This is a genomic window from Brevundimonas sp. LM2, from assembly GCF_002002865.1.
Classification (GTDB): Bacteria; Pseudomonadota; Alphaproteobacteria; order Caulobacterales; family Caulobacteraceae; genus Brevundimonas.
Genome location: NZ_CP019508.1, coordinates 2,853,886 through 2,878,424, shown reverse-complemented (window position 1 = coordinate 2,878,424; position 24,539 = coordinate 2,853,886). Strand labels below are relative to the sequence as shown.

The following is a 24,539-nucleotide window of genomic DNA, read 5'->3' as shown; positions in this document are numbered from 1 at the left end:
TGGCGCGGCTTCAGACGGCTCCGACTTCGGACAGTTTCGACTGCAGGATCTCGCCGTCGAACGGCTTCATGATGTAGTCGTCGGCCCCGGCCCCCAGGGCCTCGGCGATCCGCTCGGGCGCGGTCTCGATGGTGCAGAACAGCACCTTGGGGTGGCCGCCGTTAGGCTGGGCGCGCAGGCGGCGGATGAAGGTCAGCCCGTCCATGACCGGCATGTTCCAGTCCAGCAGGATCACGTCCGGCATCAGGCCGGCGCAATGGGACAGGGCCTCGATGCCGTCGGCCGCCTCGTCGACCTCGAAGTCCAGAGCCTCGACGATGCGACGCGCCACCTTCCGGATGATCCGGCTGTCGTCCACGATGAGGCAGGTCCGGACGTCCACGGCGTGTCGTTCTCCCAACGGACGGAATCAGGCCGCCGTTTCCCCGGCATCATCGACGATCGTGGGTTAACGAGCCGTTCGGATGTTGGATTAAGACGTCATCGTTGCCCTCAAAACCACACGACCGTCGACGGTCTCGACGTCCAGGGTCCCGCCGGCCTGCTGCACGGTCAGCCACAGCCAGTAGGGCTGGACCCACTGGCCCGCAAGACCTTCCGTCAGCCGCTGACCCGCCAGCCCCGTCGCCGCCTCGGGCTTGAGCCGGGCGCGCGCGCCCTCGGCGACCCCCTCCAGCACGAGCCCGGCCGCTCCGGCGCGCGCCGTGACGACGGCCTGGCCGCCCATCGGCAGGGCCGCGATCGTCAGATAGGCCAGGTTCATCAGGGCCCGGGCCTGGGGCTTGGCGTATTCCGCGACCTCCAGCCGCCAGTCCAGGGTGGCCCGCCCGCCCTGGGTCACGCCGTCGACCAGGGCCTGGAGCTCGCTGCCCGTGAACCGCTCGGCCGTGGTGGCGGCCCCGAAGGCGACGCGGCAGAACTGCACCAGGGCGACCATCTTCTTGGCGCTGTCGGTGATCAGGGCGATGGCGTCGTCGCGCATGTCCTGCGCCGACGGATCGTTCAACAGGTCCAGGCCCGAGACGATCGCCCCGGACGGGCTGATGAAATCGTGGCACAGCTTGGCCGCAATCAGACTGGCCAGTTCGGGGCCATCCATCGGCAGGCGATCCAGCGGCAGAGTCTGCAACGGGGCGTCGAAGGCGGTATCGGTCATGGTTAGCAAGCTGGGGTGATTTGCCCCTTCGCGAAACCACCCCGGATGGTCTATCCCCCGCGAAATGACCTCAGACCTCGCTTCCGACCTCGCCTCCGGTGCCCTGCACGACCGTATCGCCGACATCGCCGAGGACGCCGCGCGGGTCATCCTGCCGTTCTGGCGGGCGGGGGGCGAGGTCTTCACCAAGGCCGACGACAGCCCGGTCACCCTGGCGGACCAGCAGGCCGAGGCCCTGATCCTGTCGCGTCTGGCGGCCCTGTATCCCGACATCCAGGCCGTGGCCGAGGAGCAGTCGGAGGCCGAGGGCAGGCCGGCCAGCGCTGACGCGGTGTTCTGGCTGATCGATCCGCTGGACGGCACCAAGGGGTTCGTGGCGGGCAAGGAGAGTTTCACCGTCAACATCGCCCTGATTCAGGACGGTCGTCCGGTCGCCGGCGTGGTCACCGCCCCAGCGACGGCCACGACCTGGCGCACGGCGCCAGGCGGCGGGGCCGAGATGCGCCGCTATGCCGAGAGCGGCAACGACCCTTGGCGCGCCATCAAGGTCCGCAACCGGCCGGACGAGGGCATCGCCCTGCTGAGCCACAGCGTGACGGACGAGGAGGCGACCCGTCTGGCCGCCCGCCACGGCTGCACGAAATGGCAGGGGACGGATTCGTCGTTGAAGTTCTGCCTGATCGCCGAGGGCCGGTTCGACGCCTATCCCCGCACTGGCCCGACCTCGGAATGGGACACGGCGGCCGGCCAGGCGGTGCTGGAGGCAGCGGGTGGTCGCGTGCTGGCCGCCGACGGATCGCCGCTGGGGTACGCCAAGCCGGGCTTCCTGAACGGGCCGTTCGTGGCGATGGGCGGCTAGGTCAGACGCCGGCCGTTCCCTCGGCGCGCGACGCGGCCAAGGCCTCGCGTCGGGCATAGACCTTCTGAACCTCCGCCATGTTCTCGGTGCCCCAGGTGCAGAGTCCGACGAGGGCCTGCGCCAGGCTCTGCCCGAGCGGGGTCAGGCTGTAATCCACGCGGGGCGGGACTTCCCGATAGTCGTTGCGCCGGACCAGGTCGTCGGCCTGTAGTTCCTTCAGCTGCTGGATCAGCATCTTGTCGCTGACGTCCCGGATCGCCCGCCGCAACTCGCCGTAGCGGGTCGGCCCGCCCTGCGCCAGGAAGTAGAGGATCAGCGGCTTCCACTTGCCGGAGATGACCCGCAGGGTCGCGTCCAGGCCGCAGGTGAAGCCGGGCAGCGTGGGGGTGCAGGTCTGGGCGGGCGAGGGATCGACGGGTTCAGCGGACATTCTGCCTACTTACCAAAAGGTGCATACTTGTCCATAGGTGGGTAGGCCGCCAGCTTCTGTCCACTCAATGACAGGAGCACATCATGAGCAGACTTCAAGGGAAGACGGCGGTCATCACCGGCGGTGGCACGGGCATCGGGTTCGGGGCGGCCAAACGCTTCATCGAGGAAGGGGCGTTCGTCTACCTGTTCGGCCGGCGGTCGGCGCAGCTGGACGCGGCGGTGGCGCAACTTGGGACCAACGCCCGGGCGGTGGTCGGATCCATCACCGACCCCGCCGACCTGGACCGGCTCTATGCGACGGTGAAGGCCGAGCGCGGCGGGTTGGACATCCTGTTCGCCAACGCCGGGACCGGAGCCTTCGCCGCCCTGAGCGAGATCACGCCCGAGCACTACGACCAGACCTTCGACATCAATGTGAAGGGCACGGTCTTCACCGTGCAGAAGGCCCTGCCGCTGATGTCGGCGGGCGGGTCGATCATCCTGACGGGGTCGAGCACGGGGGTGATGGGGACCCCGGCGTTCAGCATCTACAGCGCCACCAAGGCCGCGATCCGCAACCTGGCCCGCAGCTGGGCCCTGGACCTGAAGGGCAGCGGCATCCGCGTCAACGTCCTGTCGCCCGGGCCGATCACGACCGAACTGGCGTCCGAGGTCCTGGGGGCCGAGGGCCTGGCGGCCATCGGGGCCTCGACGGTGCTGGGGCGGATGGGCGAGCCGTCGGAGACGGGCGCGGTCGCGGCCTTCCTGGCGTCGTCGGATTCCAGCTTCATGACCGGGGGCGAGGTGTTCGTCGACGGCGGGCTGGCCCAGGTCTAGGCCATCCGAACCCTGGCCCGAATCCCCGCGGCCTGATGCCGAGACGACTCAGGCCCGGACCGCCAGGCCCAGCATCAGCCCCTTGGCCCGGTCGGCCAGCACCGGCACGCCGTGGTCGCGGACGGCCTCGGCCGCTTCGGACAGGACGAAGGCGGCCTGACCGGGGTCGGCGTCCATCAGGCCGGCGCGGGCGATCATGACCCGGGCCATGGCGATCTGATCGACCGCCCAGTCGACGGCGGACGGCGGCCCGGCGCGCTCGGCCAGGCAGCGGCGGATCCGGGTCTCGATCCGGGTCAGGGCGATCAGGTCGCCGGCGTCGATGGCCCGCTCGACCTCGCGGGCGATGAGCAGGTCAACGGCCAAGGCGCCGAGCACCGTGCCTCGGCCCGTGGTCAGGGCTTCGGCCTGGGTCAGGGCCGCGGCAGGGGTAGCCGGATCGACCGCGCGGGCCACCTGGATGGCGACCCAGTCCATCGGGCTGTGGTCGGGGGTGAACTGGTCGGCGGCGGCCTCGAACATCGCATGTCCGGCCTCGATCGCGCCCGCGTCGTCCGCCATGGTCGCCAGGGCCGAGAGCCCCGCGCCGCACAGGGCCAGGGCCCGGGCCCGCGTCAGGGGGCGAGTGTCAGGCGAGGAGGCCTCGACCAGGGCCTTCAGGTCCCGCCCGGCCTGGTCCAGCAGGCGAGGATCGCGCTGCAGGATGCCACCCTCCAGCGCCAGGGCGGCGCTGTCGAGCCGCAGTTCGTCGGCTTCGGCCGGATTGTGTTTCAGGGCGGCGGTCAGGGCCGCATCCATCAGGGCGGCAGCGTCCAGACGGTCGGCGGAGGTGTCGCTCAGCCGCGCCTGGCGGGCGCGGATGCGGGCATGGACCCCGGCGCTGGTGGCCAGGGTGGCCAGGCGGCGCGGCCGGGTCTCGCGCGCGGCATGGGCCGCCTCTTCCAGGGTCTCGCGGTCGCCGAAAAGATCGAACGAGACCAGCAGGGCCAGGGCGCGCGCCAGGCCGGAACGGGCCGTATCGTCTTCGGTCGTCGACGCCTTGGCGGCATCCTCGGCGGTGGCCAGGGCCTTGGCGAGGCTGTCGCGGTGGCCGGTGCGCCGGGCATGCTCCCGCCACAGGGCCGAGGCCCGAAGCCAGGTCCGGCCCGGCTGGCGGCACGACACCCGACCGCCGTCGGTGGTCAGGGCCCGCGCCTCGACGGCCAGCAGATCGATGCCGATCAGCTCCAGCCAGCCCAGGTCGTCGCTGTCGCGGGCTTCACCGAACAGTTTGCGGATGTCCCTGCCGAACTCGAACATGGCCACGTCGTCTCTCCGTCTGTCCCGGTTCGGGACCGCTTCGTCGCGTCTGGACGAACTGTAGCAAAGGCGACGCCGCCTGGAAGTTCCCGGTTGCGGTGCCGCAACGCCATCCCCACCTTTCGCGCTACCGCAACAGCATGTGTGCTCAATGACTTCCCTCTTCGATCCGTTCGACCTCGGCGCCATCCATGCGAACAATCGCATCGCCATGGCCCCCCTGACCCGCAGCCGCGCGATCGCGAACGAGGTCCCCAATCCGATGGCGGTCGAATATTATGCCCAGCGCGCCTCGGTCGGCTTGATCATCTCCGAGGCCACCCAGATCAGCCGCTCGGGCCAGGGCTATCCGGCCACGCCCGGCATCTTCACCGACGAACAGGTCGCCGGCTGGAAGCCGATCCTGGACGCGGTCCACGCCAAGGGCGGCAAGATGGTGGCCCAGCTGTGGCACGTCGGCCGCGTCTCGGTCTCGGCCTACCAGTCGGACGGCCTGCCGGGCTACGGCCCCTCGGCCATCGCCGCCGTCGGCCAGATCATGAAGCCCGACTTCACCATGACCCAGATGGAGACGCCGCGCGTCCTGACGGAGGATCAGATCGCCGCCATCGTGCAGGACTATGTCCATGCCGCCGAGATGGCCAGGAAGGCCGGGTTCGACGGCGTCGAGATCCATGCCGCCAACGGCTATCTGATCGACCAATTCCTGAAGGACGGCTCCAATCAGCGCGACGACCGCTATGGCGGCTCGATCGAGAACCGCACCCGCTTCCTGCTGGAGGTCGTCACGGCCGTGGTCGCGGCGATCGGCGCCGACCGGGTCGGCGTCCGCCTGTCGCCGTCGAACGGGGCCAACGGGACGATGGATTCGAACCCGGGGCCGCTGTTCCTGCACGTCGCCGCGGCGCTGAAGCCGTTCGGCCTGGCCTATCTGCATGTGATCGAGGGCGAGCCCGACACGCCGATGGCGATCAAGGGCGGCGCGCCACAGCTGGCGGCGCAGATGCGCGAGGCCTTCGACGGCCCCTTCATGCTGAACGGCGGCCTGACGAAAGAACTGGCTCAGAAAGCGATTGATGACGGCCGCGCCGACCTGGTCAGCATCGGCGTGCCGGTTCTGGCGAACCCCGACCTGGTCGAGCGCTGGAAGACCGACGCCCCCCTGAACACCCCCGACCAGGGCACCTTCTACGGCGGCGGAGCCGAGGGCTATATCGACTATCCGACGCTGGAGACGGCCGCGGCCTGATCGGCGACCCGACCGCCGGCCGAGCGGCCGGCGGTCGTCCGCGTCAGGACTTGAACCGCGCATTCTCGGGGATGTCCGCCGGTTCGCAGTGTTTCCACTGATCCTCCTCGACGGTTCCGTCGATGGCCAGGCGGGCGGTGCGTTTCAGCGTGCCGGCGTCCAGAACTTCATAGCTGATCGTATAGGCCCCGGCGTCTCCACCCAACTCGGTCTGGCAGCGCTGCTCCTCGCGCCAGCTGTTGGGACCAGTCTGTTGCCAGGGGCCGGGCTCGCAGCCGCCGAAATCGATCGTGAAGGCGGTCGGTGTGGCGAAGGCCAGATCGCCGTCGCCGGGCCAGACCTCGGCGCAGTCCTTGTCGCCCCTAGCATAGTAGCCGAGGGCCAGGGCAATGGGGGCCGGCTCGCTCTCGCCCTCGGCCAAGGTGACGCCCTTGGCGACCGGCGCGTCTGGCAGGGTCGGGCCGGCCTCGGTCTCGCCCAGAAGGTCCTCGAGCGTTCGCTCCGCCGTGCGCGGCGCGGCCTCAGGCGCGGACGCCCGGGGCGGGACGGGCTGGGCGAGGGGCGGCTGGGCGTTGGGCCGGGGCGTCAGCACGGACCCGGCCGGACCGGTGTTCAGGGACCGGGTCGTGGCGCTGCCCTGGTCCTGGGCCGAGGCCGATGCGCCCGTCAGCAGAAGGCCGCCCGCGAACAGGATCAGCCTCAGGCTCGGACGTGGGGGTGAGGAACGTTCGATCATGCGTCTCTTCCATCATGCGGTCGCGACAGAACAATGGCGGGCGGGGCCGAGAGTTTCACAGACCGCATCGAGCCCGGCCCATCTGGCCGCGCGAGGGTCGCGTTTACCGTGTCGGGAAGAACGTTGTTAGGTATCGCGCGCTACTGTGACGCTTGGACATCAGGGGCATCCGTTGCCACAGCGCGCGAGGGCGAAGAACGAGGTTTGGAAAGTCGCCGGCGGGGGCCTGCTGGCGATCGTTCTGCTGGGCGTCACCCTGACCCGGATGTCGGACAGTTTCGACCGCGTGTCGCGCGAGCGCGAGCAGGTCCTGGTCGACAACGGCCTGGCGTCGCGCGTCGCCGAGATCGGGCGCGGCGTGGTGCCCCAGGCGGTGTGGGACGAGGCCGTGGTCCATCTGGACAACCGTTTCGACCGCGGCTGGGCCCGGGACAACATCGGCACCTATCTGCACGTCACCGACGGATTCCAGTTCTCCTGGGTGCTGAACGCGGAGGACAGGCCACTCTACGGCATGGACGGCGGGCGCGATGCGCCGCTGTCCGCCTACAAAAACCTCGAGCGTCCGATGGCCGGCCTCGTGGCTCGGGTCCGCCAGGCGGAGGCGCTGCGCATCACGACCACGACCCCATCCCAGGCCAACAAGCCCATGACCGCCCTGACCGCCAGCGCGATCGACCGGGTGGGCGAGGATCTCTTCGTGCTGTCGGCCACCCTGGTGCAGCCCGATTTCGGCACCGCCCGGATCCAGGGCCGCCGGGCCCCCGTCGTCGTGACCGGGCATAGGGTCGATCAGGCCTTCATCGACGCCTTCGCCGCGCGCTACATGCTGACCGACGCCCATCTGCATCTGGACGACGCCCGCGACGAACCCGGCGAGGCCCACGCCAGCATCGCCGATCCCCGGGGCACGGTGGTGGCCACCGTGGACTGGACCCCTCAGCGGCCGGGCGGGGCGCTGCTGGCCCGTTTCCTGCCCCTGACGCTGGCCTTGCTGTCCGCGATCCTGATCGTAGCCCTGGCGGCCTATCGTCGCGCCTATGCCGCGACCGTCGCCGTGATCGAAAGCGAGCAACGGGCGGTGCATATCGCCTATCACGACACCTTGACCGGCCTGGGCAACCGCGCGGCCCTGGAGGCCCGGCTGGCGGAACTGGTCGAGGTCGAGGCGACCGACGGGCCGCGCTACGCGCTCCACTGCATCGATCTCGATAACTTCAAGGACATCAACGATATCAGCGGTCACAGCCTCGGCGATGAGCTGCTGCGGTTCGCCGCGCGTCGTCTGCGTCGGATGGCGGACGCGGAGGCGGTCTGTTACCGCATCGGCGGTGACGAGTTCGCCCTGCTACAGCCGCTGACCGACGCGGATTCGGCGCAGGCCTGGGCCGAGGCGATCGTTCAGGCCATCGCGCGACCCTTCGCCCTCAGCATCGGCCGGATCCAGACCAGCGCCAGCGTCGGCGTGGCCCTTCTGAGCGCGGAGGACCGCGACGCGGGCGACGTGCTGCGGCGGGCCGACCTGGCCCTGTTCGCCGCCAAGCGCCAAGGTCGATCGCGGTTCGCCGTGTACGATCCAGACATGGACGAGGCCTTGCGCCTCCGGCGGGGCATGCAGGAGGCCCTGAAGCGCGATCTGCATACCGGGGCCCTGACCATGGTCTACCAGCCCCAGGTCGATCGGGCGCGCAACCTGATCGGGGTCGAGGCCCTGGTCCGATGGACCTCCAGCACCTACGGCGCCGTCTCACCCGCCGTCTTCGTGCCCCTGGCCGAGGAGTGTGGTCTGATCGAAGCCCTGGGCATGTTCACGCTGAAGCGCGCCTTCAGGGACAGTCTGCGCTGGCCGAACGTCAAGACGGCCATCAATGTCTCGGCGCTGCAGCTTCGGGACGGCGGGTTCACCGCCCGGATCGTGGCCCTGGCCGAGGCCATGGGGGTGCAGCCGTCGAACATAGAGCTGGAACTGACCGAGGGGGTTCTGGTGGATCAGGGTCAGGAGACCGCCGCCCAGCTGCGGGCGCTGCGCGCGGCCGGTTTCTCCCTGGCCATCGACGATTTCGGCACCGGCTATTCCAGCCTGTCCTATTTGAGCCGGTTTCCAATCGGTAAGATCAAGATCGACCGCTCGTTCGTGGTCGAGATCGGCCTGTCGAACTGCGCCGATGTGCTGGTCTCGACCATCATCGATCTCGGCCGCTCGCTGAACATGCGGGTGATCGCCGAGGGCGTGGAGACGACCGAACAGTGGCTCCGCCTGGCGGCGGTGGGCTGCAACGAGTTCCAGGGCTATCTGTCCAGCCCGCCGGTCGGGGCCGACCTGATCGCCCGGATGTACGACGGCCAGAAGGTCGACCTGCCGGGCCAGGACGCGCGGTTCGCCCCCGAACGCCGCATCGCCTCGGCCGCCTAGGCGCTCGCGCAGGGGCGTTACCGGACGGGGCGGTTCGGCTCAGCCGCGTTCCCGGGTCTTTGTGAAGGCCACCTTCGGGAACCGCTCTGTCACATAGCCCGTCTCCCACGACGACTTGGCCAGGAAGACCGGGGCCTGATCGATGTCGCGGGCCATCTGGCCGCGGTATTTGGACATGAAGTCCTCGACGTCGGCGGGCGCGCCGTCGATCCAGCGGGCCTCGGCATAGGGGCTGTGCTCGAAGATGACCTCCAGCCCGTATTCCTCGCCCAAGCGGTCGGCCATGACCTCGAACTGCAGCTGGCCCACCGCCCCGACGATGAAGTCGGCGCCGATCTCCGGGCGGAACAGCTGGGTCACGCCCTCTTCGGCCAGGCCGTCCAGCGCCTTCTTCAGGTGTTTGGCCTTCAGCGGATCCTTGACCCGGACGCGTTGCAGGATCTCCGGGGCGAAGTTCGGCAGACCGGCGAAACGGATCATGCCGCTTTCCGACAGGCTGTCGCCGACGCGCAGGACGCCGTGGTTGGGGATGCCGATGACGTCGCCGGCGAAGGCGTCCTCGGCCAGTTCGCGGTCGCTGGCGAAGAACATGATGGGGGCGTTGACCGACAGGGACTTGCCGGTGTTCTGCACCTTCAGCTTCATGCCGCGCTTGAACGACCCCGAGGCCATGCGGAACATGGCGATCCGGTCGCGGTGGTTGGGGTCCATATTGGCCTGAACCTTGAAGACGAAGCCGGTGACCTCGTCCGAGCCGGGCTGGATCGACAGCTCGACCGGAGCCGGGGCGTTCCGGGTCTCGGGCGGGGCTTCCTTGCGGGCCGGCATGACTTTCGGAGGGGGGGCCCATTCGCCGATGGCGGCCAGCAGCTCGTCGATGCCGAAATGGCGCAGGGCCGAGCCCCACAGCACGGGCGTCATATGGCCCTCGAGGAAGGACTGGCGGTCGAAGGCCGGGTAGCCGCCGGTGACCAGCTCGGCCGCGTCCATCAGTTCCTGATGCTCGCCCGGCTCGAAATAGTGGGCGGCCTCGGACAGGGGCAGGGCGGGGGGATGGCCGGCGTCCTCGGTCGCGCCGGGGATCTTGCGGGCATAGGGCTGGAAGGTGCCGGTGTTCATCTCGACCATGCCACGCAGCCGGTTGCCGCTCTGAGCCGGCCACCAGACGGGGGCGGGGTCCAGCTGCAGCTTGGAGGCGATCTCGTCCAGCAACTCAAGGGGGTCCAGGGCTTCGCGGTCCAGCTTGTTGATGAAGGTGATGATCGGGATGTCGCGCAGGCGGCAGACCTCGAACAGCTTCAGGGTCTGGGGCTCGATGCCCTTGGCGGCGTCCAGCACCATGATGGCGCAGTCGGCGGCGGTCAGGGTGCGGTAGGTGTCTTCCGAGAAGTCCTCGTGCCCCGGTGTGTCGAGCAGGTTGAACATCTTGGCCACGCCGTCGGACGTGGTGTGTTCGAAGGTCATGACCGAGGCGGAGACGGAGATGCCGCGCTCCTTCTCGATCTTCATCCAGTCGGACTGGGTGCGCCGGTTCTCGCCCCGCGCCCGCACGGCCCCGGCCGCGCGGATGGCCCCGCCGGACAGCAGGATATGCTCGGTCAGCGTGGTCTTGCCGGCGTCGGGGTGGGCGATGATGGCGAAGGTCCTGCGCCGCAGGGCCTCCTCGTTCAGGGTCAGTTTCGACATGGAGGCGGGAGGTAGCCCGGACGGCCCGAAATGTCGAACCGCTATGGGGCCAGGGTGACGCCGTCGTAGGCGTCCGCCGGGGAGAGGTCCACGCCGATGCCGGTCAGCGGCAGGACCGCCTCGATCGTCTCGAAGGCTTCGAGACTCCATCCTTCGGCATTGCGGGTCCACATCATGACCTTAACGACGTCCGCCTCCATCAGAACGATGTGCTTGAGGCTTTCCAGCGTCTTGTATTCTTCGGTCTTCTTGACGAGATCGATCAGGCGCGTCGAGGGCGACAAGACCTCGAACAGTACGGTCGGGACGCTGGTGGAGAGGCTGTCGGGGTTAGGCGGGCCGCAGTCGATCGTGACATCGGGGCGGCGGATATTGCCCGTCGGCATGGCGGTGGCCTGATCGGCCGTCTTGACCCGGCAAGGCCCGCGACGAAGTTTCTGATGCAGGTCCGCGATCAGATTGGTGACGATCCGATCATGCCGCTCGGTCGCGCCGGTCATCAGGTCTGTCGAGCCGGCGTGGCGCAGGACGGGATGGCCGCTGACGAACTCCCAGCTTTCGGCCTGCTGCTGGCTCCAGACCAGGAACTCGTCGGCGGTCATGCGTTGGAGCGCGGCGTTCATGCCCGCAGAATAGCCGAGATCCAGCGGTGCTGCGACGATTTCGGCGACGGGCCCCGAGGTCGCAAAAACCCCTCGCCAGACGGGGTTATCGAGCGCATCCTCCCTTTGCGAGACGTCATGGACGCGAGCCTGACGCCGCAGGGAAGAAGGAGACGATCATGGCCTTGCTTGACTCAGGACACCGCCTTTCGACCGCCCGGCATGGCCGGGACACGCCGAAAGGCACACTTCACCCGGCGATCGGCCTGGCGGGAGGCTTCGGCTTCATCGTCGTGACGGCGCTGCTGGTTCACGTGGCGATGGCGGCGCTGTTCTAGGACAGCGGCGACGGCTCAGGCCGCCATACGGCCCCAGACGGCGCGGTCGGCCGTGACCGCGTCCAGCCGACCCTTGCCGCTCTTGGCCTGCAGCTGACGCAGGACGGCCGCCGGCAGGGCGCAGAAGCGCGGCTCGACCAGAGCCGGATCGCAGTCGTAGTCGGGCGCGGCGAACAGGGCGGCGTTCACCTCGGGCGACCGCTGATGGATCAGCCAGGCCAGGCGGCGCGCCCGTTCCGGATCGCTCCGATGCAGCAGCGGGTCCGCGGCGAACAGCTCGCAGCCCAGCTCCATCAGATAGTCGAACCCCAGTTTCTCGAACCGGCGCGCGTCGGCCGACGGGACCGGAGAGGCCTCGTCCAGGTCGAACACCACGTCGTTCATCAGAAACAGCATAGGGGGGCACTCGATCGCGCCGACGGCTCTGTCGACAGCCCGACCGTAGGCCCGGCTGGTTTTCGGTTCCGTGTCTGAACGGGGTTAGCGAGGTGTTAGGGGAGGGGGGAGAGGCGGTTGCGTGGCTGGTGGCTGGTGGCTGGGGGTCAGGGCGGTCCCGCTTGTCGAACGGCTCCGGTGAGCGGGCAAAGGCCTCGGCCCGCCATGCCGCATTGCTTGGCAGCAACCAGCCACCCCCTCTACCCTCCCGCATCCTCCACTTTCTCCGTCAGAAAATGCCGCCCCTGGCGGTCCTCGATCTCGACCACCCACAGGTCGGGGTCGTAGCCGCGCTGGCGGTCGATCCAGGCGTCGATATCGCTCTCCGTGCCGCTGACGGGCTGGATCCACAGACGGTCGCCGTCGGTGCCGACGGCCTCGGCATAGGCGCGGGCGGTGCGGTCGGAGGTGTTGTAGGCCTTAACGATCACCGTCCCGGCGCGGGCGTCGCCTCGGCGCACGACGGTGGCATTGGCCCCCTCGATCTGGGCGCGGCGGATCAGGGCGCCGACCCACAGGTCTGAGTTCAGAAGCACTTCGGTAACCTTGCTCGGAAACGGGACCGGAACGACGACGTCCTTACGGTCGGGGGATGAGGATAGGCTCTTTCCCCCGCACCGCCAGCGCCGTGGCGATCGCCGCCGTCGTGGCGCTGTCGCCGGTGCTCGCCTCGGCCGAGGGCGGCGGGACCTATTACGACCGGACCTTCGTTCTCGCCGCCGACAAGAAATGCCGCCTGTTCGGCGCGCCCGTGGCCGGGGCCCTGGGCGCGGCGACGCTGCAGGCGCGCGGCGCGGCGCTGCGAGGCGGGGTCAGCGAGACGACGTTGAACGCCACCGCCGCGCGGGCGCGGTCGCGGGCCGCGCGGGTCGACTGCGCCAACCCCGAACTGGCCACCGTCCGCCACCGGGTCGCCGACGCCTTCGCCGGCTGGCAGCGTATTCCGCGCATGGAGTTCACCGGCGACCGCGCCACCTGGACCGCCGATCGGGTCCGGCGGGTCGATGTGGCCTGGCGTCTGGTCCAGCCGTCGGTGGTCGGGGCCTCGCCGGTGCGGTTCGGGCTCAGCGCCATGCCGACGGGGGGAAATGCCCTGACGGCGGTGGTGTCCTTCGTCGGTCGGCCGCGACCCTATGCGGCGCGGATCGTGATGCGCGATCCCGCCCTGGCCAGCCGTCCGTGGCTGACCCCGGCCGGGTCCGCCGCCCTGCCGCCCGAGCGCGCGCGCAAGACGATCTGGTCGGCCGGCACCGGCCCGGCCGCCCCGACCCTGCTGGCCACCGGCCGGACCCAGGGCGAGATCTGGCGCTTTCCGGCCTCGGGGGCCGACGCCCTGGCGGTGCTGGACCCGCGCGAGCCCTTCCTGGTCGAATTCCTGTTCCGCGACGGCAGCGTCGCCACCACCCTGTTCGAGGCCGGGGATTTCGCGGCGGCCCGCGCGTTCGTGGGGCTGGGGACGGTCTGAAGACCGGACTCTCCTTCCCCCGAAGGGGAGGGAGAGGCTCGTCTACCCCCCCGCGTTCAGCGGGATGATTTCCGCCCCTTCGACCGGCACGGGTCGGGCGACCGTGACGACGGGCAGGCGGACGGTGACGGCGGTGCCCTCGCCCAGGGTGGAGTCGATGCTCATGCGGCCGCCGTGCAGCTCGGCCAGGGCGCGGACCAGCGACAGGCCCAGACCGGTGCCCTTGGCCTTCTGGTCCGCCGCCCCGGCCTGTTCGAAGGGGCGACCCAGGCGCTGCAGGTCGCGGGCGGCGATACCGACGCCGGTGTCCGAGACGATCAGCTCCAGATAGGGCCCGATGGTCTCCAGCGTCAGGGTCACGGAGCCGCCCGCCGGGGTGAATTTGATGGCGTTGGACAGCAGGTTGAGCGTGATCTGCTTGAGCGCCCGGCGGTCGGCCTCGACCTCTAGGACCTCGTCCGGCAGCAGGCTGGCCAGGCTGACCTCCTTGTCCGTGGCGGCGACCCTGACCAGGGCCACGGCCGCCGACACGACCTCGCGGGCGTCGAAGGGTTCGCGATTCAGCTCATAGCGTTCGGCCTCGATCTTGGACACGTCCAGCACGTCGCCGATCAGGTCCAGCAGGTGCGAGCCGGCCTCGTGGATATTGTCGGCGTACTCTCCGTATTTGGGCGACAGGGGACCGAACAGGCGCTGGCGCATGACGTCGGAGAAGCCCAGCACGGCGTTCAGCGGCGTGCGCAGCTCGTGGCTCATATTGGCCAGGAAGCGGGTCTTGCCGGCGTCGCGGGCCTCGGCCTCGGCCCGGGCGGCCTCCAGACCGACCTCGATGGCGAACTGGCGGGTGCCGTCGAAGGCCTGGGCGATCAGGCGGGGCGGGCCAGAGGACGCGGTGTGGCCGTCGTCAAAGCGCCGCAGGATCAGGATGACGCGCCGGTCCAGGGCCTGACGCGGGGCGAAGGCGACCTCGGCGGCCTGGCCGCGCAGGGCCGCGTCGATGGCGGCCAGGATCGCCGGGCGGTCGGGCGCGTGGACGGAGGCGATCAGCCCCTGATCGAACAGGGGATCGACCAGCAGGGCCGGGGGGGCGGAGCCATAGGCCCCGATCACCCGACCCGTCGGCTCCAGCACCAGGGTCAGGCCGGGCTGACCGGACAGCAGGCCCTCGACCCGCCGCGTGGCCTCTTCCGCCGCCGTCAGACGGGATTCGCGCAAACGCCAGGACAGGCGCACCGCCAGGACCGCCGCGAGCGACGCCAGCAGGCTGGACGCCGTCGCCATGCCGATGTCGAGGCCCGGGGCACCGATGAAGGCGGCCGACATCTGACCCCCGACAGCGGCGACCGCGCATCCCAGGGCCCCCCCCTGGGCCAGGCGAACGCCGTGTCGCGGTCCGCCCAGGGCGAGGGCGGCCACGAACGGCATGGTGATGAATCCGACCAGAGGCCCGCCCAGTCCTCCCGACAGCACGGCGGCGGCCACGGCGGACACGGTCCAGACGACCAGGACCAGGGCCCGCTCGCCCGTTCCGTCGCGCGCCATCAGGGCCAGGCCCGCCAGGCCGGGGACCATCATGGCCAGGCAGCCGAAGGCCGCCGGCCCGTCCAGGGCTCCCGGCCAGAGCCCGCCCAGGGTCATGACCGTCGCGGCGGCCGCCCAGGCCCCGTGCCAGGCCGCCAGGGCGGGCACGCCTTCGCCCACGCCCGGCCGAACCGGAGCAGGCGGGGCGTCTGGGGTTGACGGGGGGGATGCGGTCAAGCGGAAATCCGGACGGCCTTGGGCAAAACGCGGGCAGGAGGGGAGGGCCCGACCCTTTATCCTAGAGGTCCGGGTGAGTCGGCCAAAGCCCGCACCCGTGCAAGGCGAACCCGAGGCCGAGAGGGGGCACCGGCCAAGGACGATCGGTCCCGTTGTCCTGACGGGTCGGCCGGACTATCTGCGCCCCATGACCGACGCCGCGACGATCGACGACACCCTGGCCGAACTGATCGAGGATTTCGACGTCCTCGAGGACTGGGAGCAGCGCATCGCCTATGTCATCGATCTCGGCAAGGACCTGGAGCCCCTGCCGGACGCTGATCGGATCGAGCCGAACAAGGTGCCCGGCTGCGCCGCCCAGGTCTGGCTGGCCTCGGGACGCGAGGGCGACCGGCTGGTCTTCCGCGCCGACAGCGACAGCGCGATCTCCAAAGGCAATGTGGCCCTGCTGCTGAAGCTCTATTCGCGGCGGCCGGCCGACCAGATCCTGGCCTTCGACGCCAAGGCGGCGCTGGACCGCCTGGGCCTGCCCCAGGCCCTGACCCGGCAACGGGCCAACGGGCTGAACGCCATGGTCGGCCGGATCCGGCAGGAGGCGATGGGGGAAGTTAGGCAGTAGGCAGTAGGCAGTAGGCAGTAGGCAGTAGGCGGTCCGCGGGCCGGGTGGTTATAGTGCGTTTTCCCTTAGCTTAAGATTTTCCTGTTGCCTGTTGCCTGTTGCCTGTTGCCTGTTGCCTGTTGCCTGTTGCCTGTTGCCTGTTGCCTGTTGCCTGTTGCCTGTTGCCTGTTGCCTGTTGCCTGTTGCCTGTTGCCTGTTGCCTACTGCCTACTGCCTACTGCCTACTGCCTACTGCCTACTGCCTACTGCCTACCGCCTATCCCGTAATGCGCCGCCAGCGCCGCCAGCCCCTCCTTCAGCAGCAGCTTGCCCTGTCGACGCGGGACGCCCAGGGCGCGCTCGGCGGCCTGGAGGGCGGTGTCGCGCAGACAGGCCTGTTCGACGAAGGCGCGGCAGCGGGGGCCGCAGGCGCTCAGCGCCTCTGCGACCCGGCGTCCGGCGGCCAGGGCGCGGTCGCCCGGCTCGATCCGCGCCGCGGAGCCTCCGCCCGCGCGCGGCAGGGCGTCCCAGCGCATGGTCAGGGACGGACCGGCCTGGGCCAGTTCGGCGTCGTGTCGCAGGCGTTCGGCCGCCGCGACCTCGGCCGGCTCCAGCCAGGGCCGGCCGTGGGCATCCTTGCGGCGCGCCAGCCAGGCGACGGGGCTTTCGCCCAGATTGGACCGGTGGGTCGTGAGGCGGCCGTCGGCCTGCATCACAAGCCTTTCGCCGGCGATGCGGCTAGGAACGCCCGCGGGGGGAGGGGCGGCCCCGGCCCGGGACGGGACCGCGACCCAGCCGCCCTGGGGCCTGGCCTTCAGTCCCGGCGAGGCGACCAGGGCGCGGAAGGTGGTCTCGTCCAGGGTCATGATCGGCCGCGTCCGGCGATCGGCCGTCAGCCGCAGGCCGTAGCGGCCGGCCGCCGCTTCGGCCAGCCAGGCGCTGGGCCGGGCGAGCAGGCGACGGGCACGGGCGACTGTGGGAGAGTCGGGCAGATCCCACGCCTCCGTCTCGACGCTCACGCCGCCGCCGGCACGCCAGGCGCGCCGTCTCCAGGTTGGCCGACGATGGCGTGGATGGCCCCCTCCAGCTCGTTCAGCAGGGCGTTCAGCTCGGCGTTGTCGCGCGCGTCCTCGATCCGGACGCAGGCGTTGGCGGCGGTCTGGCGATTGACCGCAAAGGCATGGGCGACCCGTTCTTGGGGCCATTCGAACGAGACATAGGCCAGATACATGGCCACCCGCCGGGCCCGCAGCGCCGCGCGCGACAGCCGCCCGTCCGCCCGGATCGCCGTCACCGGCAGGCCGAACCGCAGCGAGACGATCTGAACCACCAGATCCGCCCTGCCGCGATCCTCTTCCGACACGGCGACGCGGTATGCGCTCCTCATCATGATCGTCCCCTCCTTGAAACGAGGACGTCGGCTGACCCCTCTCGCAAGGCTAGGAATATAGTCTTGTGACCCGTCAGAATCGGTCGTGTCGTGCAGGCCCGAACGAAATCTTAAAATAATTCGAATCGTTGACTCGCGGAGTCTCGACCTCGATTCGCAAATCAGCCTAGATTCGTCTCAATAGGGGACACGTTAACCATTCTTAAGTTTTTCGCCGGTTAACTCTCGAACAAGGTTACCCGGAACCATCAGCCGGGTCATATGATCAAGCTTTGCCTGGAGGGGCACCGAATGCGCGTTCTGCTTATCGAAGACGATCACGCGACCGCACAGAGCATCGAGCTCATGCTCAAGTCGGAAGGCTTCAACGTCTACACGACGGACCTGGGCGAAGAGGGCATCGATCTGGGCAAGATCTATGACTACGACCTGATCCTTCTGGACCTGAACCTGCCCGACATGAGCGGGCTTGAGGTGCTGCGGCAGCTCCGCGTGGGCAAGGTCAACACCCCGGTGATGATCCTGTCGGGCTCGACCGAGATCGAGACCAAGGTCAAGACCTTCGGCGGCGGCGCCGACGACTACATGACCAAGCCCTTCCACAAGGACGAGCTGATCGCGCGCACCCACGCCGTGGTCCGTCGCTCCAAGGGTCACGCCCAGGCCATCATCCACACCGGCGAGATCGCCGTGAACCTGGACGGCAAGACGGTCGAGGTGCACGGCCACCGAGTCCACCTGACCGGCAAGGAATACCAGATGCTGGAGCTGCTTTCGCTCCGCAAGGGCACTACCCTGACCAAGGAAATGTTCCTGAACCACCTGTACGGCGGCATGGACGAGCCCGAGCTGAAGATCATCGACGTCTTCATCTGCAAGCTGCGCAAGAAGCTGGCCACGGCCGCCGGCGGCAAACACTACATCGAGACCGTCTGGGGCCGCGGCTATGTCTTGCGCGACCCGTCTGAAAACGCGTCCCCGGTCAGCGCCGCCGCCTGACGACCTGGCTCCGGCCAACCGAATCCACGCCCGCCGGGAGACCGGCGGGCGTTTGGCGTTCTCAAGGACCGTGGGTCGCACCCTCGAGCGGATCCCGGCCCTGACCCCGACGTCGCGAGGCCGCAAGCCGTCTCCAAGTTGAACTATGTCACTTTCTGACTGACGCCGCGCAGAGCGATCCGTTAGGGGCCTTTATGGCTAAGCTTCACCGACGTAACGCGCTTCTCGAACAGCTCAGCAAGACCGACCGTGACGCCATCGCGCCGCATCTGTCGGACTTCAACTTCAAGCTCGGACAGGTGTTCGGCGAACCTGACGAAGACGTCCGCCACATCTGTTTCGTGAACCACGGCATCATCTCCGCTGTGTCGATCATGACCACCGGCGAGACCGTCGAGGCCTATATGGTCGGCTTCGAGGGCTTCACGGGGGTCACGGCCTGGCTCACCCCCTATCGCACCTCCGTCCGGTATGTGGGTCAGCTGGCGGGCAACGCGCTGCGGATCGAGGCGCGACGCCTGCGGGAACTTTCGTCCGACCACCCTGGCCTGCGCAATGTCCTCGCCCTCTACGACGCGTCGCTTCAGGTCGAACTGGAGCAGTCCGCGCCCTGCAACGCGCTGCACCGGACCGAGCAGAGGTTCGCCAAATGGTTGCTGCGCGCGCACGACCGAGCGGGCGGTGACACCCTGTTCATGAGGCAGGAGTTCCTCGCCAACATGCTGGGGGCCCAACGGACCACGGTGAACGAGGCGGCGCAGTCCCTGGCGTCCGCGGGGGCCATCACCTATTCCCGGGGCAAGGTCGTGATCACCGACCGCGTCATTCTGGAGCGCGCCGCCTGCGAATGTTACGCCGCGGCCAAGGGCGTCGCCGACCGGAGGCGCGCATCGCCGGCGGGCGAAACCTGAGGATAAATGCCGCGCCCTTCGATTTTCGATGGAAATCGACCGGCGAATTCTCAATATTGATCGAAGGCCGTGCTGGAGCCTTCCGATGCCGCGTTACAAGCTGCGCCTTCATGACGGTCCCTCCCGGTCTCCGTTGACGGAGTCGATCGAGCTGGATGGCGACGACGATGCCAGGGACATCGCCCAGGTGACGCTGCTCATGACGCGCGACTATTCCCACGTCGAGGTCTACCGGGACGCCGCCCTGCTCGGGTCGTTCAAGCGGGACAGCCGTCGCGTTTCGCCGCCGGGGCAAGGCCCGCTGGCGCTCGCGAATACGGCCGGCTCAGTCCTCGGACCCGATGTCGTGCAAGAGGGCCTTCGGCCCGGCTGAGCGCGAGGGGGCCGCCGACGGCGCGGGCGAGGCGGCCGGCGGGCCCGGGTCGGCCGGGCTGGTGATCCTGCCGATCAGGGTGATGCCCGAAACGGCCAGGGCGCGGGCCAGATTCTCGCGTCGTTCGAACTCGCGCTCGGCGGCCAGGATGGCGTTCTTGTGGTCCTTGTCGATCATTGCGCCGGGTGATGCGACGGCGATGTGCAACCATCAAGCGTGGCCATGGAAAAAGGCCGGGCGTCGATGTCGCAGAGGGAACCGGACAGGCCGGTCGGCGCTGTCTTCGCCTCCTCATAGCGACACCGGACCATGACCGACCTGAACGCCCTTGATTTCGCGCGCCCCGCCATCCTGCTCGGCGGGGACGTCGACTACGCCATGTACTGGAATTTCCGCGCCCAGCTGGACGCGGCCCCGCAGACGGGGCTGGTCGTTCTGGAGCTGTCCACCCTGGGCGGCGATCCCGAGGTCGCGCGCATGATGGGGGAGGATATCCGCTTCCAGTCCGAGATCAGCCCCGACCGGCGGTTCGCCTTCCTGGGCAAGGCCGTGGTCTATTCTGCGGGCGCGACCCTGATGGGCTTCTTCGCCCCGGGAAACCGGTTTCTGACGCGGGGCACGCGGCTGATGATCCACGAGCGCAAGATGGACAAGACGCTGGCCATCAACGGGCCGCTCACCAGCTGCCTGGCCACGGTGAAGGCCATGCTGCACGAGCTCGAGCATTCGATCCTGATCCAGCGCGAGGGGTTCCGGAACCTGATCATCGGCTCGTCGGTGACGCTGGACGATCTGGAAAGCCGGGCGCCGGCCAACTGGTATATCGAGGCGAACGAGGCGGTCGAACTGGGCCTGGTGTCCGCGGTGATCTAGGGGTTCAGGGGTGGTCGCCCCCGCCGGCCGCCGCGGCCCGGGGATTGGGCTGGGAGAAACCGTCGGCCAATCGGACGACGAAGCCGAGGCCCAGGGGATCGGGCGCGCCGGGATAGTAGTCGGTGCTGATGATCTGGGCCCCGGCCTGGACCGCAGCCTCCAGCCGGCCGAGGTCGCCCGCGCGGGCCTCGACCGTGCCGGAGTCGGCGCGGCTGCGGACCAGGAAGCCCTGGGCCACCAGTCGTCGGATCGTGGCGCCCTCGGCAACCGGGTCCTGGATGTTGAAGATCGCCGCCTCGTCCGCGTCCTCCGGATAGAAGCCGAACATCGCCCGACCGCGCAGACCCGGATGGCCCTCGGCGTACAGGGCGTTCAGGCGCGATCCGGTGTCATGCACCACCAGCACCTTGCCACGCGCGGCCTCCACGGTCGGCCAGGCGCGGGCCAGGACGGCGTCGCGCAGACTGGCGTGGTCGCCGCGAACGCGGTCCGGCGTGATCAGCCGGTCCGGGCCGAAGACGCCGCGAATGGTGACGTCGACCGCGTCCAGACCTTCGGCCGTATAGGGCTCGGGCGCATCGCGATTGTTGACCAGGATGACAAGCAGGGGATGGCCAGGATGCGCGTCCGACCAGTCGGCCACGCCCTGCAGGCACAGGGCCAGCGTCAGGCAGTCGGTGCGATAGTCGAACGGCGGAATGTGCAGCACCTTGGCCCCGGGCGCGCGCATGATCCGCAGAGCCTCGGGATCGTCGGCGTAGGGGGCGGCGAACAGGCCGCCGGCGCTGTCGGAGACGGGGTCGAACTCGAACTGGCGGACGCCCAGCGCCAGCTGCTGATCCAGCGGCGGATGGCCGTACTCCAGACCGGCCACTTCGGTCGGGGCGACCGCCCGGACCGCCGCCAGCATCGCCGCGTCGGGGTAGGGGCGATAGGAGTTGTGGCTGCCCAGGATCTGGATCTGGTTGATCCTCAGATCATCCTGGGCCGAGGCCGGAGCGGCGAACAGCAGGCTAAGGGCGGCCAGCAGGGCCTTGGACAGAAACGACATGGCGCAGCGGCTCCGGTTTACAGCCGTCCCCTATCGGGCGCGTATGACACCGGCTACCGCGTCGAACATCGGCGTCGGCTGTCCCGCGGCGTCGAACAGCAGCGGGCTGTCCTTGCCGTCGTCGCGGGCGTCGCGGCGCAGCCAGCTGTCGGTGTCGCGCATGCCCCAGACGGTGAAGGCGTAGCGCTGGGCCGGGGGCAGGGCGACGAAGGCCTCGGTCAGTTCGGCGACGCGGGCGGTCTGCTGGTCGATGCGCTGGCGCGGCGAGCGGGTGTCGATCCGGCCCTCGGAACGCAGAGAGGCGTCCAGCTCGGAGACATGGATCGGCAGGCCGAAGGCGGCGGCGTCGCGGAAGAAGGCGCGTGTCTGGCCGGCGGGGATCTCGATGTCGAGGTGCGACTGGGTACCGAGGCCGCCGATCGGCACGCCGGCCTTCAGCAGCCGCTCGACCAGCCTGAGGAAGGTCGCGCCCTTGGTCGGATTGTTCTCCAGATTGTAGTCGTTCAGGAACAGCACCGCGTCGGGGTCGGCGGCCTTCGCCTGTTCGAAGGCGCGGGCGATATAGCCGTCCTGGCCCAGGGCGCGGCTCCAGTGGCAGTCGCGAAGGCCGTTCCCGTCCTCGGCCACGGCCTCGTTGACCACGTCCCAACCGACCGCCCGGCCCCGGTAGCGGCCGGCCACGGTGGCGATATAGCCGTCGAAGGCTTCGATGAAGCGGGCGCGGTCCAGGCCCTCGAACACCTCGGCCCCTTGCGCGTACCAGATCAGGGCATGCCCATGCAGGCGCAGGCCGTGGGTCACGCAGAAGGCGGCGATCCGGTCCGGGGCGTCCCAGCGGTAGTCGTCCGGCCCGGCCAGGATATATTCCATCTTCATCTCCCACTCCGGCGTGAGCTGGGAGACGTGGGTCAGGGCCAGATGGACCCAGGCGGGGTCGTCGAACTGGCCCGCCATGGCGGCCGTGCCGATGGGAAAGGGCACGAGGGACTTCAGCGGGGTCGCCGGGACCGCCGGCGCGGCCTCGGTGCGGGCACAGGCGGCGAGGGCGAAGGGCGCGGCGAGGACGAGGCGACGCGACGGTCCCTTCTCCCCTTGCGGGAGAAGGTGGCCCGAAGGGCCGGATGAGGGGTGATTCCCGGTCTGGCCGTTGGGGGCTATTGGTCGCATCGCATCCGCGTCCTTGTACCCCTCATCCGACCTCGCTTTGCTCGGCCACCTTCTCCCGCAAGGGGAGAAGGGCCGTCAGGCGCTACGCTTCCGCAGACCCATTTCATCAAACGCCGCCGTTTCGCGCTTGCCGGCGGCGATGAGGGCGTTCAGGCGGGTGGTTTCGGCGACGTGTTCGAATTTCTTCAACTCGGAATAGGCCCCGGTCAGGGCGTCGCGGGCGCCTTCTTCCTCGGCGTCGAGGGTGGACAGGGTGGATTCGGCGGCCCCCTTGCGGGCCTTCCAGCCGGCCAGATAGGCCTGCAGCAGCATCCCGGCCTCGGCGTCCATGCGGGCGCGCTCGCGTTCGACCTCGGCCTCGGCCTCCAGCACGGCCAGGCGCATCTCGGCCGAGGCCTTGCGGGCGCTGATCTCGGACAGGCGCTTCTGCAGCGTCTCGACCTCATAGTTGGAGATGCGGATCAGGGAATGGGCCCAGGCGGTCATCGATAGTCTCCGGTCACTGCAGCAGACCTTGGTTCAGAATGCTTTCCAACCGGTTGAAGGAATCGGCCATCCGGGTGACGTCGTCCTTGTCCTGGCCGAGGAAGGCTTCCAGCGCCGGATTGAGGGCGATGGCGCGGTCGGTGATGGGGTCGGCACCGGCGCGATAGGCCCCGATCTTGATCAGTTCCTCCATGCTGGAATAGGCGCTGAGGCATTGGCGAGCGCGGCGGTTCAGCTCGCGCTCGGGCGGGGTCTGGCAGGCCGGCAGGGTCCGGCTGACGGACTTCAGCACGTCGATGGCCGGGAAGCGGCCGCGCTCGGCGATCTTGCGGTCCATGACGATGTGGCCGTCCAGGATCCCGCGCACCGCATCGGCGATGGGCTCGTCGTGATCGCCGCCGTCCACCAGCACGGTGAACAGGGCCGTGATGGGCCCTGCCGTGGTCCCGTCCGGCCGGATTGGCCCCGGTCCGGCGCGCTCCAGCAGCTTGGGCAGTTCGGAAAAGACGGTGGGGGTATAGCCCTTGGTGGTCGGGGGCTCGCCCGCGGCCAGGCCGATCTCCCGCTGGGCCATGGCGAAGCGGGTGACCGAGTCCATCAGGCACAGGACCTCCAGATCCTGGTCGCGGAAATACTCGGCGATGGCCAGGGTCATATAGGCCGACTGGCGCCGCTTCAGCGCCGGCTCGTCGGAGGTCGCCACCACCACGACCGCGCGACGCAGGCCCTCCTCGCCCAGGGTCTCCTCGATGAACTCGCGGACCTCCCGACCCCGTTCGCCGATCAGGCCGACGACGACCACGTCGCAGGTCGCCTGCTTGGCCAGCATCGACAGCAGCACCGACTTGCCGACGCCCGACCCGGCGAAGATGCCCAGGCGCTGGCCCCGGCAGGTGGTGGTGAAGACGTCCATGGACCGGACGCCCAGGTCCAGCCGCTCGCCCACCCGGCCGCGCGAATGGGCGGCGGGCGGCGAGGCGCGCAGGGGATAGGGGGCCGGTCCCTGGGGCAGGGGGCCCTTGCCGTCGATCGGCTGGCCGAAGGCGTCGATGATCCGGCCCAGCCAGGCCTTGGTCGGATAGACCGCCGCCGCCTGGCCGATGATGTGGATGTCGGCCCCCGGAGCCACGCCCTCGACCGGACCGAAGGGCATCAGCAGGGCCTTGGAGTCGCGAAACCCGACCACTTCGGCGGGCAGGGGGGTGGTGCCGCGCCGCCCGATCTCGGCCCGTGCCCCGACCGCCAGACGGGACAGCCCGCCGCGCGCCTCGATCAGCAGGCCGGACACGCCGGCGACCTTGCCCGTGACGACCAGGGGATCGACGGCTTCGACGGCGGCGACGAGATTGCGCATGGGTTAACGGATGCGGGATCGTGGTTAACGCAAGGTGAAGCCTGGCCGTGACGACGCCGGCATTGTCCGCGCCGAAGAAGTTTGGCAGGGTTC

The 24,539-nt window shown here is 69.3% G+C and carries 28 protein-coding genes; 11 read left to right on the top strand and 17 right to left on the bottom strand.

What is annotated here, in order from left to right; genetic code table 11:
- Positions 1-10: 10 nt before the first annotated feature.
- Positions 11-382 (bottom strand): PleD family two-component system response regulator, encoded by a 372-nt coding sequence (locus BZG35_RS14275; protein ID WP_077356533.1) that lies wholly within the window; start codon positions 380-382, stop codon positions 11-13.
- A gap of 90 nt (positions 383-472) precedes the next feature.
- The gene (chpT, locus tag BZG35_RS14270; RefSeq protein ID WP_077356531.1) at positions 473-1,156 is read right to left on the bottom strand and encodes a histidine phosphotransferase ChpT; all 684 of its coding nucleotides are present in this window, start codon (positions 1,154-1,156) and stop codon (positions 473-475) included.
- A 64-nt stretch (positions 1,157-1,220) separates the two neighbouring features.
- On the opposite strand from chpT, the gene cysQ reads away from it, so the two are divergent.
- Positions 1,221-2,015, top strand: a complete 795-nt coding sequence (gene cysQ / locus BZG35_RS14265; protein WP_077356529.1) for a 3'(2'),5'-bisphosphate nucleotidase CysQ — start codon at positions 1,221-1,223, stop codon at positions 2,013-2,015.
- Between the two features lies 1 nt (position 2,016).
- Here cysQ and BZG35_RS14260 read toward each other — a convergent pair whose 3' ends face one another.
- A complete protein-coding gene (locus tag BZG35_RS14260) occupies positions 2,017-2,445 on the bottom strand; it encodes a helix-turn-helix domain-containing protein (protein ID WP_077356527.1) in 429 nt (142 codons plus the stop codon).
- 83 nt (positions 2,446-2,528) lie between these two features.
- Between BZG35_RS14260 and BZG35_RS14255 the strand changes: the two genes are divergently transcribed.
- Positions 2,529-3,263 carry an SDR family NAD(P)-dependent oxidoreductase gene (locus BZG35_RS14255; RefSeq protein ID WP_077356525.1) on the top strand — a complete coding sequence of 245 codons (735 nt, stop codon included), beginning with the start codon at positions 2,529-2,531 and terminating at the stop codon, positions 3,261-3,263.
- 48 nt (positions 3,264-3,311) lie between these two features.
- On the opposite strand, the gene BZG35_RS14250 is transcribed toward BZG35_RS14255, so the two are convergent.
- On the bottom strand, positions 3,312-4,562 hold the full coding sequence (locus BZG35_RS14250) for a hypothetical protein (RefSeq protein WP_077356523.1): 1,251 nt from the start codon (positions 4,560-4,562) through the stop codon (positions 3,312-3,314).
- A 151-nt stretch (positions 4,563-4,713) separates the two neighbouring features.
- On the opposite strand from BZG35_RS14250, the gene BZG35_RS14245 reads away from it, so the two are divergent.
- Positions 4,714-5,811 (top strand): alkene reductase, encoded by a 1,098-nt coding sequence (locus BZG35_RS14245; RefSeq protein ID WP_077356521.1) that lies wholly within the window; start codon positions 4,714-4,716, stop codon positions 5,809-5,811.
- A gap of 43 nt (positions 5,812-5,854) precedes the next feature.
- On the opposite strand, the gene BZG35_RS14240 is transcribed toward BZG35_RS14245, so the two are convergent.
- Entirely contained in the window at positions 5,855-6,547 is a 693-nt protein-coding gene (locus BZG35_RS14240) for a hypothetical protein (RefSeq protein ID WP_077356519.1), read from the bottom strand.
- Positions 6,548-6,719: 172 nt separating this feature from the next.
- Here BZG35_RS14240 and BZG35_RS14235 point away from each other — a divergent pair, with 172 nt between their 5' ends.
- Positions 6,720-8,960: a bifunctional diguanylate cyclase/phosphodiesterase gene (locus BZG35_RS14235; protein WP_077356517.1), complete on the top strand. Its 2,241-nt coding sequence runs from the start codon at positions 6,720-6,722 to the stop codon at positions 8,958-8,960.
- Positions 8,961-8,999: 39 nt separating this feature from the next.
- Here the strand turns inward: BZG35_RS14235 and BZG35_RS14230 are convergent, their stop codons facing one another.
- Together BZG35_RS14230 and BZG35_RS14225 are read right to left on the bottom strand one after the other, a co-directional pair.
- The gene (locus BZG35_RS14230) at positions 9,000-10,646 is read right to left on the bottom strand and encodes a peptide chain release factor 3 (RefSeq protein ID WP_077356514.1); all 1,647 of its coding nucleotides are present in this window, start codon (positions 10,644-10,646) and stop codon (positions 9,000-9,002) included.
- Between the two features lie 41 nt (positions 10,647-10,687).
- Positions 10,688-11,269 carry a Uma2 family endonuclease gene (locus BZG35_RS14225; protein WP_077356512.1) on the bottom strand — a complete coding sequence of 194 codons (582 nt, stop codon included), beginning with the start codon at positions 11,267-11,269 and terminating at the stop codon, positions 10,688-10,690.
- 158 nt (positions 11,270-11,427) lie between these two features.
- Here BZG35_RS14225 and BZG35_RS18005 point away from each other — a divergent pair, with 158 nt between their 5' ends.
- On the top strand, positions 11,428-11,586 hold the full coding sequence (locus BZG35_RS18005) for a hypothetical protein (protein ID WP_171981969.1): 159 nt from the start codon (positions 11,428-11,430) through the stop codon (positions 11,584-11,586).
- A gap of 15 nt (positions 11,587-11,601) precedes the next feature.
- Here BZG35_RS18005 and BZG35_RS14220 read toward each other — a convergent pair whose 3' ends face one another.
- Both BZG35_RS14220 and BZG35_RS14215 read right to left on the bottom strand, forming a co-directional pair.
- Positions 11,602-11,982, bottom strand: a complete 381-nt coding sequence (locus tag BZG35_RS14220; RefSeq protein ID WP_077356510.1) for a hypothetical protein — start codon at positions 11,980-11,982, stop codon at positions 11,602-11,604.
- A 239-nt stretch (positions 11,983-12,221) separates the two neighbouring features.
- A complete protein-coding gene (locus BZG35_RS14215; protein ID WP_077356508.1) occupies positions 12,222-12,557 on the bottom strand; it encodes a DUF1491 family protein in 336 nt (111 codons plus the stop codon).
- 56 nt (positions 12,558-12,613) lie between these two features.
- Between BZG35_RS14215 and BZG35_RS14210 the strand changes: the two genes are divergently transcribed.
- Positions 12,614-13,486, top strand: coding sequence for a hypothetical protein (locus tag BZG35_RS14210; RefSeq protein ID WP_077356506.1), 873 nt, complete (start codon positions 12,614-12,616; stop codon positions 13,484-13,486).
- Between the two features lie 42 nt (positions 13,487-13,528).
- Here BZG35_RS14210 and BZG35_RS14205 read toward each other — a convergent pair whose 3' ends face one another.
- Positions 13,529-15,244, bottom strand: coding sequence for a HAMP domain-containing sensor histidine kinase (locus BZG35_RS14205; protein WP_077356504.1), 1,716 nt, complete (start codon positions 15,242-15,244; stop codon positions 13,529-13,531).
- A gap of 187 nt (positions 15,245-15,431) precedes the next feature.
- Here BZG35_RS14205 and BZG35_RS14200 point away from each other — a divergent pair, with 187 nt between their 5' ends.
- The gene (locus tag BZG35_RS14200; RefSeq protein ID WP_077356502.1) at positions 15,432-15,863 is read left to right on the top strand and encodes a SufE family protein; all 432 of its coding nucleotides are present in this window, start codon (positions 15,432-15,434) and stop codon (positions 15,861-15,863) included.
- Positions 15,864-16,105: 242 nt separating this feature from the next.
- Here BZG35_RS14200 and BZG35_RS14195 read toward each other — a convergent pair whose 3' ends face one another.
- The gene (locus BZG35_RS14195) at positions 16,106-16,861 is read right to left on the bottom strand and encodes a DUF6456 domain-containing protein (protein ID WP_077356500.1); all 756 of its coding nucleotides are present in this window, start codon (positions 16,859-16,861) and stop codon (positions 16,106-16,108) included.
- Positions 16,858-17,232: a hypothetical protein gene (locus tag BZG35_RS14190; protein ID WP_077356497.1), complete on the bottom strand. Its 375-nt coding sequence runs from the start codon at positions 17,230-17,232 to the stop codon at positions 16,858-16,860. The genes BZG35_RS14195 and BZG35_RS14190 overlap by 4 nt, the downstream gene beginning before the upstream one ends.
- Before the next feature lie 291 nt (positions 17,233-17,523).
- On the opposite strand from BZG35_RS14190, the gene ctrA reads away from it, so the two are divergent.
- The 3 genes from ctrA to BZG35_RS14175 all read left to right on the top strand — a co-directional run bounded on the left by ctrA (position 17,524) and on the right by BZG35_RS14175 (position 19,515).
- On the top strand, positions 17,524-18,231 hold the full coding sequence (gene ctrA / locus BZG35_RS14185) for a response regulator transcription factor CtrA (protein WP_077356495.1): 708 nt from the start codon (positions 17,524-17,526) through the stop codon (positions 18,229-18,231).
- A 194-nt stretch (positions 18,232-18,425) separates the two neighbouring features.
- Entirely contained in the window at positions 18,426-19,142 is a 717-nt protein-coding gene (locus tag BZG35_RS14180) for a Crp/Fnr family transcriptional regulator (RefSeq protein WP_077356491.1), read from the top strand.
- Positions 19,143-19,227: 85 nt separating this feature from the next.
- Positions 19,228-19,515 (top strand): hypothetical protein, encoded by a 288-nt coding sequence (locus tag BZG35_RS14175; RefSeq protein WP_077356490.1) that lies wholly within the window; start codon positions 19,228-19,230, stop codon positions 19,513-19,515.
- On the opposite strand, the gene BZG35_RS14170 is transcribed toward BZG35_RS14175, so the two are convergent.
- The gene (locus tag BZG35_RS14170) at positions 19,468-19,692 is read right to left on the bottom strand and encodes a hypothetical protein (RefSeq protein ID WP_077356488.1); all 225 of its coding nucleotides are present in this window, start codon (positions 19,690-19,692) and stop codon (positions 19,468-19,470) included. The two genes, BZG35_RS14175 and BZG35_RS14170, sit on opposite strands and share 48 nt — an antisense overlap.
- A 132-nt stretch (positions 19,693-19,824) precedes the next feature.
- Between BZG35_RS14170 and BZG35_RS14165 the strand changes: the two genes are divergently transcribed.
- A complete protein-coding gene (locus BZG35_RS14165; RefSeq protein ID WP_077356486.1) occupies positions 19,825-20,388 on the top strand; it encodes a peptidase S14 in 564 nt (187 codons plus the stop codon).
- Positions 20,389-20,392: 4 nt separating this feature from the next.
- Here the strand turns inward: BZG35_RS14165 and BZG35_RS14160 are convergent, their stop codons facing one another.
- From BZG35_RS14160 to fliI, 4 genes are all read right to left on the bottom strand, one after another.
- Positions 20,393-21,439 carry a Ca2+-dependent phosphoinositide-specific phospholipase C gene (locus BZG35_RS14160; protein ID WP_077356485.1) on the bottom strand — a complete coding sequence of 349 codons (1,047 nt, stop codon included), beginning with the start codon at positions 21,437-21,439 and terminating at the stop codon, positions 20,393-20,395.
- Positions 21,440-21,469: 30 nt separating this feature from the next.
- Positions 21,470-22,420, bottom strand: coding sequence for an endo-1,4-beta-xylanase (locus BZG35_RS14155; RefSeq protein ID WP_253189187.1), 951 nt, complete (start codon positions 22,418-22,420; stop codon positions 21,470-21,472).
- A gap of 261 nt (positions 22,421-22,681) precedes the next feature.
- On the bottom strand, positions 22,682-23,092 hold the full coding sequence (locus BZG35_RS14150; protein WP_077356481.1) for a flagellar FliJ family protein: 411 nt from the start codon (positions 23,090-23,092) through the stop codon (positions 22,682-22,684).
- Between the two features lie 13 nt (positions 23,093-23,105).
- A complete protein-coding gene (gene fliI, locus BZG35_RS14145) occupies positions 23,106-24,446 on the bottom strand; it encodes a flagellar protein export ATPase FliI (RefSeq protein ID WP_077356479.1) in 1,341 nt (446 codons plus the stop codon).
- Positions 24,447-24,539 lie beyond the last annotated feature (93 nt).

What these genes read in the sequence shown, in the direction of transcription:
- BZG35_RS14230 (WP_077356514.1), bottom strand. Translation starts at nt 10,646, where the DNA reads ATGTCGAAACTGACCCTGAACGAGGAGGCCCTGCGGCGCAGGACCTTC.
- BZG35_RS14250 (WP_077356523.1), bottom strand. Translation starts at nt 4,562, where the DNA reads ATGTTCGAGTTCGGCAGGGACATCCGCAAACTGTTCGGTGAAGCCCGC.
- chpT (WP_077356531.1), bottom strand. Translation starts at nt 1,156, where the DNA reads ATGACCGATACCGCCTTCGACGCCCCGTTGCAGACTCTGCCGCTGGAT.
- BZG35_RS18005 (WP_171981969.1), top strand. Translation starts at nt 11,428, where the DNA reads ATGGCCTTGCTTGACTCAGGACACCGCCTTTCGACCGCCCGGCATGGC.
- BZG35_RS14225 (WP_077356512.1), bottom strand. Translation starts at nt 11,269, where the DNA reads ATGAACGCCGCGCTCCAACGCATGACCGCCGACGAGTTCCTGGTCTGG.
- BZG35_RS14255 (WP_077356525.1), top strand. Translation starts at nt 2,529, where the DNA reads ATGAGCAGACTTCAAGGGAAGACGGCGGTCATCACCGGCGGTGGCACG.
- BZG35_RS14190 (WP_077356497.1), bottom strand. Translation starts at nt 17,232, where the DNA reads ATGATGAGGAGCGCATACCGCGTCGCCGTGTCGGAAGAGGATCGCGGC.
- BZG35_RS14150 (WP_077356481.1), bottom strand. Translation starts at nt 23,092, where the DNA reads ATGACCGCCTGGGCCCATTCCCTGATCCGCATCTCCAACTATGAGGTC.
- BZG35_RS14175 (WP_077356490.1), top strand. Translation starts at nt 19,228, where the DNA reads ATGCCGCGTTACAAGCTGCGCCTTCATGACGGTCCCTCCCGGTCTCCG.
- BZG35_RS14220 (WP_077356510.1), bottom strand. Translation starts at nt 11,982, where the DNA reads ATGCTGTTTCTGATGAACGACGTGGTGTTCGACCTGGACGAGGCCTCT.
- BZG35_RS14240 (WP_077356519.1), bottom strand. Translation starts at nt 6,547, where the DNA reads ATGATCGAACGTTCCTCACCCCCACGTCCGAGCCTGAGGCTGATCCTG.
- BZG35_RS14260 (WP_077356527.1), bottom strand. Translation starts at nt 2,445, where the DNA reads ATGTCCGCTGAACCCGTCGATCCCTCGCCCGCCCAGACCTGCACCCCC.
- BZG35_RS14200 (WP_077356502.1), top strand. Translation starts at nt 15,432, where the DNA reads ATGACCGACGCCGCGACGATCGACGACACCCTGGCCGAACTGATCGAG.
- fliI (WP_077356479.1), bottom strand. Translation starts at nt 24,446, where the DNA reads ATGCGCAATCTCGTCGCCGCCGTCGAAGCCGTCGATCCCCTGGTCGTC.
- BZG35_RS14160 (WP_077356485.1), bottom strand. Translation starts at nt 21,439, where the DNA reads ATGTCGTTTCTGTCCAAGGCCCTGCTGGCCGCCCTTAGCCTGCTGTTC.
- BZG35_RS14210 (WP_077356506.1), top strand. Translation starts at nt 12,614, where the DNA reads ATGAGGATAGGCTCTTTCCCCCGCACCGCCAGCGCCGTGGCGATCGCC.
- BZG35_RS14180 (WP_077356491.1), top strand. Translation starts at nt 18,426, where the DNA reads ATGGCTAAGCTTCACCGACGTAACGCGCTTCTCGAACAGCTCAGCAAG.
- ctrA (WP_077356495.1), top strand. Translation starts at nt 17,524, where the DNA reads ATGCGCGTTCTGCTTATCGAAGACGATCACGCGACCGCACAGAGCATC.
- BZG35_RS14170 (WP_077356488.1), bottom strand. Translation starts at nt 19,692, where the DNA reads ATGATCGACAAGGACCACAAGAACGCCATCCTGGCCGCCGAGCGCGAG.
- BZG35_RS14165 (WP_077356486.1), top strand. Translation starts at nt 19,825, where the DNA reads ATGACCGACCTGAACGCCCTTGATTTCGCGCGCCCCGCCATCCTGCTC.
- BZG35_RS14245 (WP_077356521.1), top strand. Translation starts at nt 4,714, where the DNA reads ATGACTTCCCTCTTCGATCCGTTCGACCTCGGCGCCATCCATGCGAAC.
- cysQ (WP_077356529.1), top strand. Translation starts at nt 1,221, where the DNA reads ATGACCTCAGACCTCGCTTCCGACCTCGCCTCCGGTGCCCTGCACGAC.